7 protein-coding genes are annotated in these 10163 nt (G+C 49.7%); 1 reads left to right on the top strand and 6 read right to left on the bottom strand.

Annotated features, from left to right (window positions below; genetic code table 11):
- A partial coding sequence (locus BM101_RS14055; protein ID WP_177194374.1) for a glucosamine inositolphosphorylceramide transferase family protein occupies positions 1 to 2010 on the top strand: 2010 nt, incomplete at its 5' end.
- A gap of 378 nt (positions 2011 to 2388) precedes the next feature.
- On the opposite strand, the gene BM101_RS04330 is transcribed toward BM101_RS14055, so the two are convergent.
- From BM101_RS04330 to BM101_RS04305, 6 genes are all read right to left on the bottom strand, one after another.
- On the bottom strand, positions 2389 to 3360 hold the full coding sequence (locus BM101_RS04330) for a glycosyltransferase family 2 protein (protein ID WP_087033645.1): 972 nt from the start codon (positions 3358 to 3360) through the stop codon (positions 2389 to 2391).
- 209 nt (positions 3361 to 3569) lie between these two features.
- Complete coding sequence (locus tag BM101_RS04325) at positions 3570 to 4484, bottom strand: WlaTC/HtrL family glycosyltransferase (RefSeq protein WP_087033644.1); 915 nt, start codon at positions 4482 to 4484, stop codon at positions 3570 to 3572.
- A complete protein-coding gene (locus BM101_RS04320; protein WP_087033643.1) occupies positions 4484 to 6022 on the bottom strand; it encodes a lipopolysaccharide biosynthesis protein in 1539 nt (512 codons plus the stop codon). The genes BM101_RS04325 and BM101_RS04320 overlap by 1 nt, the downstream gene beginning before the upstream one ends.
- Positions 6023 to 6095: 73 nt before the next feature.
- Positions 6096 to 7277, bottom strand: a complete 1182-nt coding sequence (locus BM101_RS04315; RefSeq protein ID WP_143084428.1) for a glycosyltransferase family 4 protein — start codon at positions 7275 to 7277, stop codon at positions 6096 to 6098.
- Positions 7278 to 7338: 61 nt separating this feature from the next.
- Positions 7339 to 8388 carry a glycosyltransferase gene (locus tag BM101_RS04310; RefSeq protein ID WP_177194373.1) on the bottom strand — a complete coding sequence of 350 codons (1050 nt, stop codon included), beginning with the start codon at positions 8386 to 8388 and terminating at the stop codon, positions 7339 to 7341.
- Positions 8389 to 8719: 331 nt separating this feature from the next.
- Entirely contained in the window at positions 8720 to 9943 is a 1224-nt protein-coding gene (locus tag BM101_RS04305; RefSeq protein ID WP_179193096.1) for an LCP family glycopolymer transferase, read from the bottom strand.
- Positions 9944 to 10163 lie beyond the last annotated feature (220 nt).

Genomic DNA, 10163 nt, shown 5'->3' with positions numbered 1-10163 from the left:
CTGACTCCGACAACCGTTTCCGTATCCAAATTGGGGACAGCCGTAACGTCCGCATTGAATGATGAATGGAACGGCGATGCGATGCATCATATCTCCTCTGTGCCTTATGGAACGGGCGTGATGTATGCCGTCGACGGCTACAACTGGAACAGAGCCGAATATTCCATCGGCTTGATGACGGGCACCGCTCCAACAAGCGGCACAATCCCACCAGTCGTTACTCCTGTTGATCCAAACGTGCCGGCATTGGACATCGACCTATCCGCCGTCACAAATTTCTTCAGCGTCAAGAATCCTGTTCTCTCAATCGCAAGCATAACGGACCGAGTCGCATCAAACGGCATCGCCAATCCTTATATCATAATGGTTGACGGTACCTACCATGTCTTCTTCAACATCGTCCAAGGCTACAATCCGGATACGGGTGTAACCGCAGACGAAATCGCTCATGCATGGAGCACCGACCTGATCCAATGGAACTATACGCAGGTTGTCCTCGGCGAAGACATCACCGGCACGAATACAGCTTCCCCTTATGTGTTCGAATATCAGAACGAATACTACATGATTCCGGACCTGACGGGAAATGTGAATGTCTACAAAGCTTCCTCGTTCCCGCTGCAATGGGAATTCTACAGCACCTTGTTGACCGGTAATTTCGTCGATCCGCTGGTCTTTGAGCTGAACAACACCTGGTATATGACCACTTCTGAACAACCGTACAACAGCCTATCGCTGTACCAAAACACCTCCGGCGATTGGCGCAACAGCAGCTGGACGCTGCATCCGGAAGGGCAAATCATCACTGAAACAGCCAGCGAATCCGGACTGCGGACAGCAGGCAACCCGTTCATCTACGATGATTATGTGATCCTGCCCGTTCAGGTAACACCAGCCGATGGCGTCTACGGACAATACACAAACTGGTACCAAATCTCCAACATTACCGCAACAAGCGTCACCGTCACCAATCGCGGAACGGCCACATCCGGACAAAACAATTTGATGTGGAACAGCGATGCGATGCACCATATCTCTCATGCTGCCTATGACGGTGGCAACATCTACGCAGTCGACGGCCTCTTTAATGGCGTCTATACAATCGGTTTGTACACGGATATCGCACAAACCATCGTCGGACCTGCTGTTGTACCATTCCCAAGCGTAGGTAATCCAATCCTCATGAGCGACATCCTGTCAGACAGGGTGGGCGGCGCAGAAGGGGTAGCGGATCCATTCATCGTCTACGAAGATGGTACCTATTATCTATTCTTTGAATCAATCGGCGGCTACGATTCGACAACGGGGCAAACAGCTGATGAAGTTGCCTACGCTTGGAGCACCGACCTCATCGATTGGAACTACAGCCAAATCGTCCTCGGCCCAGAAACGAATGGCGTACGGGCAGCCTATCCGAACATCTTCAAATACGACGGCAGTTACTATATGGTGCCGGATATCACCGGAAACGTCGAAGCTTATGTTGCTACCGATTTCCCGTCCCAATGGGAATATTCCTCCACCTTGCTGGAAGGCAGCTACGTCGATACGAACATCTTCTCGGTGAACGATGTCTGGTATATGACCACTTCCGAAACGCCGTTCAACAGCCTTAACCTTTACAACAATACTTCCGGCGATTGGCGCAACAATCAATGGGAATGGCAGGAAGATATCCTTCCCGCAAATGGGGATGAATACAGTTTCCGCGGTGCCGGTAATCCGTTCGTGTACGACGATCTTGTCATCCTGCCGGTTCAGGTACATCCGGACGGCGGTATCTACGGACAATATGTTTACTGGTATCTCCTTTCCAGCCTGTCGACTGATAGCGTTGAGGTCACCCTTTTGGGAACGGCGGTAGACGCACAGAACAATGGTATGTGGAACGATGAAGGAATGCATCAAATCTCCCATGCCGACTACTTGGATGGTTACATCTATGCAGTCGATGGCTTCAACAATGGAGAATATTCCATCGGCCTGTATGTGGACGCGAAACTAGCTTAGCCTTTCCCAGAGCAGTAATTGCACAGACACTCGCCAATTTTTAATGCAAACGAAACAAGCCATCATCGATGGGAACGGCCTCCTTTTTCCGGGAGTGCCTATCCAAAGATGATGGCTTTTTTTTAACAGCTAGGAAGTATAAATTTTTCGATATAAGAGGCGCATCACTGTAGGTGCTTCACAGATTCCTAATCTATTTCACGCCATCACATGATGTCCAGCAGTCCAAGCCTGCCTCTCGGAAGGCAGAAGAAGGGGCCAGATTTCCTAAATTGTCATGACTCTTGCGATTTCAATCGCTTAGTCCTGTCATCAGACTATCAAAAATACCTCGCAGTGTTTCCTTACTCGAGGCAGAGCGGGGTTGTCCCGCATTTCTTATTTTTTGATTTTCTTGAATGTTTTATAGGCACCAATCACGATACCGGGGAAAAGCAGTGTGCAATCATACATGAGCTTGATTTTCCATTTCCCGCTGCCCCGCAGATCATTCCGTCCCGCTTCCAGCTTCTCCAAGACGGCTTTTCTGCCTGCCGTATCCTCCATCTCATCCAACGTCAAAATCGTCGCCAATGATTCCGTGAACAGGGAACGATAGGATTTGTCGCTGAAGGCTTCCTTCCCTTCCGTATGGAAAAAGACCGCCCTTTCCCGCCATGCTTCCAGATGATCCAACTTATTCTTCAACTTGAAGCCTGTCCCCATGATGCTGTCTTCTCTTTGCCAATAATAGAGCAACGCTTTCGTCGTGAAGCTGATTTTTTTGGCACGGTAAATCAGCTTGTAGGTCGTGAATTCATCCTCGTGGATCCTGCCTACCGGGTAACGGATTCCTTCAAACAATTCGGACTTGTACAGTTTCCCCCAGGCCACGACCATCTGTTCATGGAATTCCCCGAACGCGATGATCTGTTCCAGAGCTTCCTCGTTGGAAAATTCAAAAATGCGCTCCGTGGCTGCAGGCAAGGACACATTCTCGGATGAAGTCCGCAAAAAATTGCATGCAGCGATGTCCGCATCGGTGCTCTTCAACAGATTGTACAGCGTTTCGATGTACGTTTCATGCACCCAATCATCGCTGTCCAGGAAGGTGATGTAGCTTCCCTTCGCGTGGGGCATGCCGGCATTGCGGGCATCGGACAAGCCGCCGTTCGCTTTATGGATCACTTTTACACGGCCGTCACGCTTCGCATACTCCTCGCAGATTTTCCCGCTGTTGTCGGGCGAACCGTCATCCACCAGTATGATCTCCAACTCTTTATAGGTCTGTGCAAGAAGAGACTCGACGCAGCGCGCAAGCAGATCCTCCACTTTGTAGACAGGAACAATGATGCTGATCAATGTATTCATTATATTTCCCTTCCTTTACCGATTTACGCCGGCTAACAGGCGTTATTCTTCTCTGTAATAGTATAATGCAATATCTGGAAATTAAAAAGACCAAATGGCAATCTTGGTACAAAAGCTGCCCAACCTGAATGGTTGAGAAAAGTAAAAAGGCGGCCGCCGGACCCTTCCCATCAACTGGGAAGCGGTTCGGCGATCGCCTTTCGTTTGCCTTATATCTTGTAGCGCTTTGCCGCCTTGTAGATGCGTTGGCAGAAAAGCAATCTTCTTTTGATGTAGTACAGATCGAGTTTGATTTTGCCGAGGAAGGAGCGTTTCTCTTCGACTTTGGGCCTCATCGTCAGATGCGGTCCGCCGTACTCCTTGATTGGCATGAACCAATCCGAGATGTGGATATGGAAGGCTTCCGGCTCTTCCTTGTACGCCATCATCAGCAGCTGCTGGTCATCGTCGATGCAATCGAGCATCAACAAAGCTTCCATGGCTTTTTTCGTCAACAGCCAAAGTTTTTCGGCCATTGTATCCGGCACGATGACCGGAGCCCCCATCAGGCATTCCGACAGCAGTTGCAGCTGGAAGCCGGCATGGATGGCGTCCGGGCTGCTCAGGCTGAACACATGGATTTTGTCCTCCAAGTCCGTCTGCCAAAGGTAATCGAAATCGGCCGCTTCGGTGAAGCTTTTCCCGCCGTGGTTGAAGCCGAAGTCCAGCCAAGCCAGCATGCCCGTCGCCAGATTCTTGGAGGCGGCATCCTGCAGACACCAATACTTCATCAACATGATGTAGTCGTAGTTCGCCTTGTTGTCCGGCCATTCGGGATCCGCATTCGCGCGGAATTGATAGAAATCGGGATTGCTTTCGACCGCCTTCATGCGTTCAAAAAGTTTCCCTTCCACTTCGAAGATATCGGGCACTGCGATGACCACGGTTTTGTCGGCCAAGCCGAATTCCCCGCGGATTGCCATGACCTTGTCCACCAATTCCGGCGCGGTGTAGACTACCAGCTTGTTTTGGATCCGGGCCCAAAAGCGGAAATAATCCAAATACTTTTCCACGCTCCGGGAATAAAAAGCATATTTGTCTCTGCCGATATCAAAAAAAGCAGTGACGATCGTTATCTCTCTCATCAGCCATTTCCTCTTTTCAATAATTTATTCTGTACAAGCGACTGCACTTTTTGCCGTTCCGGTTTTCCGAGCAGCAAGAAATAGTTGTAGACCAGACCGATGATGCCGCAGCCGACCGCAACGAGACCCAAGCTCATCCAACTGTCGATGGCCGGAACCACGAAGCGGATGCCGGCGAACGTCGCCGCCATCAAAATGGTCACGAACAGATAACGGAGAATGATTGGATAAAAGATGGTTTTTTTCTGTTTCAGGCAGGTCGCCGCATACATCGGCATAAAGGTCAGGTTGGCGATGAAGCCCGACGTGGTGCTTACGCCGGCAATGGCAAGGATGCCCAATGACGTCGTATTCAACAGCAGGAAGACCAGTCCGATATCGAACAGGCTGATGCAGAACCAAAACAAGGAATTCATTTTCAGACGGTTCGTGATCAGGAAGACATTATACATCCCCGTAATCGGCGGGGAATCAAAGAACGGGAAGATGGTCAATAATAGCAAAACATAGATCATGTCGGCATCCTGCGTCGGCACCCACAATTGGATCAGGTCGTGCCCGAAAGCGATCAGGATGCAGGCCGGGATATTGGCGAAGGCGGATGTCAGCAGCATATTCTGCCTCAGTTCGGACAGCAGGCTTTTGATGTCGCCTTTCGCGTAATGGTAAGTCAGCTGCGGCGCAAACAGGTTGGAGATGCTCGCGACCACCTGGTTCAGGATGTTGCTCAAGGTTTTCGCGACGGACAGCTGCCCCATCGCTATCGAGCTGATCCACAGGTTGCTGATCAACAAGTCCAGTCCATCCGCCAAGGTTTGGCTCAGGCTGCTGATGCTGCTCCAAACACCGGAAGAAAACAGTTTTTTCACTTTCGCCATCGAAAAATCCATCGGCCGGATCTGGATGTCCGGAACCAATTTGCGCGTGAAGTACAGATTCGAAACCAACACAAAAGCCGTACAGATGAGCGTCACCAATCCGACGATGGCCACCGATGTCGGCAACACCGAAAACAACGCTACGAACAGAACAGCCTTCAGCGTAATTGAGATGGCGTTAATGAGACTGCTGATGTAAAGGCGGTTCGTGATGAAGGTCGCGACCGTAAAGACGGTGCTGACGATGGAAAGCATAAAGTTCAGGAACACGAAAGCGTACAATTGTTTGACGCTGACGAGCAACTCAGGCGGGATGTTGATTATTTTTTCGAGATTCCCGACCACAAATACTCCGAGCACCGCAAACAGCAAGGCCATGACGATATTGGCGGTCAGCACCGAATTGAAGTACTGGTTCGCTTCCTTCTTGTCCCCTTTGTGGTAGCTGATGGTGATGAAGCGGCCCGCCACCGAGTTCAAGGCCACGGTGATGATGACGGCATAGTTGGCCATCGAATTCGCCAGATTGACGAACCCATAGGCCTCCACCCCGATCGTATTGACGATGTAATCCGAAAGGAAGAAGTTGATGCCCAGGTTCAGAACCAAGGTAACCAGGCTGGCAATCATATTTATCGATAATGTTTTTTCTTTATTCATTTTTTTCGCGTTTTCCTCCTTTTGTGGGAAATGTCATCCAAGATGGGCACTTGCCTGTATCCCCGATTCGGGGCTATTTATCGAATAGACCGATAAAATCCGTATAGAATACGTTTTTGGTATACAGTTTGGAACGTTCTTTCGAACCCTCGGAAAGGGATTCCCGCAAGGCGGCGTCATCCTTGATGGCCGTAATGCTGGCCGCCAGGTTGTCGACCAATGCTTCATCGCGTTTCAGGATGATGGCGCATGCTTCGGTCGCATATTCGGGGATGCCGCCGGAATCGGTAACGATCAGCGGTCTGCCGACCGACATCGCCTCCAGCACAACCAACGGTGCGGCTTCTTCGATCAAGGTCGGAACTATGACAACATCCGCAATGCCGTAATACTGATACGTTTCATTATTGGCCACATAGCCGGTGAAAACCATCCGATCGCCATTCTGTTTCACCAAGTCCTCTATTTCGTCCAGATAGGTCGATTTCGTGTTCAACGCGAAATTCGGGCTGCCCAGAATCAGTAGCTTCACATTCTTGTCGGACACCTTTTCCAGCGCCAAGATCAGTTCCTTGACCCCTTTTTCCGGAATGACCCGCCCGCAGAAGAGGACGACAAAATCGTTTTCCGACATCCCCAGTTTTTCCCGCAGCGCCTTTTTAGCGGAGACGGCCAGGCTATCCTTGAACCGGTCTTCGTCGATGGCATTCCGCAAGACCGTCACCTGGTTTTCTGACAAAGCAGAATGGGGCAGCAATTCCTTCTTCACGAAGGCACTGACCGAAATGACCTCGGTGAAGATGTCGGCCAATTTTTCGCTCGCCGTCAGATGATGGTGCACATGCAAATACAGCTTTTCTTTCCCCATTTTTTTCGTTAGCCCGCTGAATGCTTCGTAGTAGCCATCCTCCGCCACCACGACATCCGGATGGGCGTCGAGCACTTTCTGGAACCCTTGATAATAATACAGATTGGGTGCATCGAACCGGATGCGGAACAGTTTCCTGGCCAATACTTTCGCGCCCTTATACAGGTTGTCCAACTGCTTATTCTTTTTGATGAAAATAAATTCGGTTTGCTTATACTGCCTGCTGGCCCGTTCGGCCTCCTCGTCATAGACCGATACAACCACGAATTTCGCCTTTTGTTCCACTTCGTTCTGCTCTATCAACATATGCAGCAATGTCTCGATAGCTCCCCCTCTTACGGCGGGTACAGGCAGGTTGCCTGGAGAAAATAAACAGATTGTCTTCACTTGCGCATCATCCCAATCACAATATTTTTTTTGAATCGCTCTTTTCTGTCGGTGCAGGCACTCAGCCTTTGCCCAGCATGCTCTTGATTTTGTTGAACGTCTTGTAATACAGATAGAGGCGCACGTTCGCTTTCCGCTTCATCATTTGCAGTTCCACTTTTTTGCGCGGCTCGACATCGTTTAAATCCATCTTTTCTAGGATGCCAGCCAGCCTCTCATCACGGCAGATGCGGTCGATGTTCGCCAATTTCTGCCCCAAAGTTTGAGGGTTGTCCTTGTGCACCTCGTTCGCAAGCGAGAGCAGCGCGATGATGATGTAGCGGTTAGCCATGCGTGACCGCAAAGCCTCCGCTTGCTTCTCCCTCACCAACAGCGCCTGCAGTTTGTCGAAGGCTTTGTTCTGCTTCTCGTAAAAATTTGCTTTGAACGCATTCACCGCGGAGCTATCATGGACCAGATAATGGTAATAGGCGCCTTCGTCGATCACGATGCGTCCACACTTCAGGAAGGACTCGATGCAGACAAGCAGGTCCTCCATGAAGGCGACATCCTTATCGAACCAGATGTTTTCCTTTTCCAGGAAATCGCGTCTGATCAAGAGACGGCAGACGCTGCCCATGATGTCGGTCTCCCCGCTCCGGAAACTCGGCTTGGCGATGACGTTGGCCGCGATTTCGGTGAGGATGCGGTCGCCTTCGATGACGCCGCTTTGCTTCACCAGCACAGGTACGGTGCTGTCCTTATTTTCCTTCACGTAGTTGCACAGGCAGATTTCCGCATCCGCGTTTGTGGCGGCAGCAGCCATGCTTTCGTACATATCCAGGTCCACCCAGTCATCGGGATCGACGAACCCTACATAGAACCCTTTTGCGGCGCGCAAGCCGTCGTTCCGCGCTTCCGATACGCCGTTGTTTTTTTTATCGATCAGGATGATCCGTCCATCCCGTTTGGCGAAGGCTTCACAGACCGACAGGCTGTCGTCCGTCGAGCCATCGTTCACGAGGATGATCTCGATGTTACTTATGGTTTGGTTCACTAAACTTTCGATGCATCTTTCCAGATAAGGCCCAGCATTATAAATCGGTACAACGATACTGACTAATGGGTCCAACGATAAATCCCCTCTCCATCGGTTCGAACAAAGCCGGTGGGCAAGGCCCAGGCTTGTCGAATCCCATGTTCATTTTCTGTTCTCTATTTTTGGCGCCATGAAGGCACAAATCACCCATGGCCGCTACGTTTTTTCACAGTCACCCTCTAGTATAAAACAAACGTTGGAAATGAAAAAGGTTAAAAAGGAAACTTAACGAAAAAGAAAAGGGTTTTCCGGCACAATTCCTTGCTTAAGAACCTTGCATCCACCGAGAAGCAGCTATTCCAAAAGCAGGAAAGGGCCGGGACACCTGTCCCGACCCTTCCTGCTGCCTATCATTTTTTCAGTTTTAGTAGCTCGAATCGGTATAAGCATCCGAATAAGTGGTGTCTGTCGCTGGGTCATAGCTATTATCTGAATAGGTGGATGTCCCCGCAGTTGGATCATAGTAAGACCCTTGATAATCGGTTGACGAATCAACAGAGGTGTCTGTTGTATAGGCATCGACTGAAGTGTCCGTTGTGGCGCTGTTTGAGTAGACATCAGGATTGTAATACGGTTCGTTCGTCGAAGTCTCCAGCCCATCCAAGGTAATCTCCGGCAATTCCAACTGGTCACGCAGCATATTGGACAGACGCAATCTTTCTTCCGGATTCACATAATAATAATAGATGTCATTGATGTACATTTCTTCGCCGGTTACGTAGTTTTGTTCAAAATTCTTCAACCCGTTCCGGTAGCCGCTGCCAATCGAAATGATTTCATCCAGAGTCAGGTTTGTCTGCACATTTTTTTGTACGGATTTCAAAAGGTCTTGGTAGTTCACCAAGCTGCCCATGCTCAAGACTTTATCCAGAATCGCCTTGATCACCATCTGTTGTCTCTTTTGTCTGCCCAAGTCGCCTTCCGGATCTTGGTGTCGCATCCGTGAGAATTGCAGGGCTTCGAAGCCGTTCAATACCCTGGTTTCCCCTTCGATGAATTGCGGACCGTAAAAATCAAACGTCAAAGGGCTGGTGATTTCGATGCCGCCAACGGCATCGACAACATCAACCAAGCCATCAAAGTTCACTTCGACATAATAGTCGATCGGAATATCCAGGAAATTCTGAACGGAATTGATGGACATCTCCGTTCCGCCGAAAGCGAAGGCATGATTGATCTTGTCATAATACGTACCGGTATAATCGTGCGAATCTTCATAGCCGACGATTTCCGCATAGGTATCCCGCGGTATGCTCGTCAAAGTCGTTGTGTGTGTATTCGGATTGATCGTGCAGACCATGATCGAATCCGACCGCCCCGTTTCCGTCCGTACTTCTTCGGCCGTACCCGTATCCGCACCGAGCAGCAAGAACGATATCGGTTGGGTCGCTTCCGCAACATTCACCGATTCGTCGCGCATTTTTTCAACGCTGACGTCGTTGTGTATGGAATCAACGGTGCTTCCGACATCAGTGTAGGCTTTGCCCAGATAGGCCGCTACGCCTACAACAGACAGCAATAAAACAGACAATCCTATTCTGATTGCCCTCTTCTTCCTCTTATTCTTTTTTCTTGACTCATTCATCATCCGCATTTCCTCTTTCTTTTTTGAAAGTTCTGCTGTTGCAAAGGGCTTTTCACCGAAACCTACGCGATTCTTTTCCTTTTCGCCGTTTACCCAAAAAATCATCTGTACATGAACATTTCCGGAATTTTCCTAACGTCCCTGAACTAAAAAATTCATTTGCACAGTAAATCATGTGAATACTAAAACAAGCCCCGATAAAAGGAGGCCGTCTAATCTTGTT

This window comes from Trichococcus palustris (genome assembly GCF_900114465.1).
GTDB classification, from domain to species: Bacteria; Bacillota; Bacilli; order Lactobacillales; family Aerococcaceae; genus Trichococcus; species Trichococcus palustris.
Note: the sequence above shows the minus strand (reverse complement) of the source record. Positions and strands in the feature narration are given on the sequence as shown.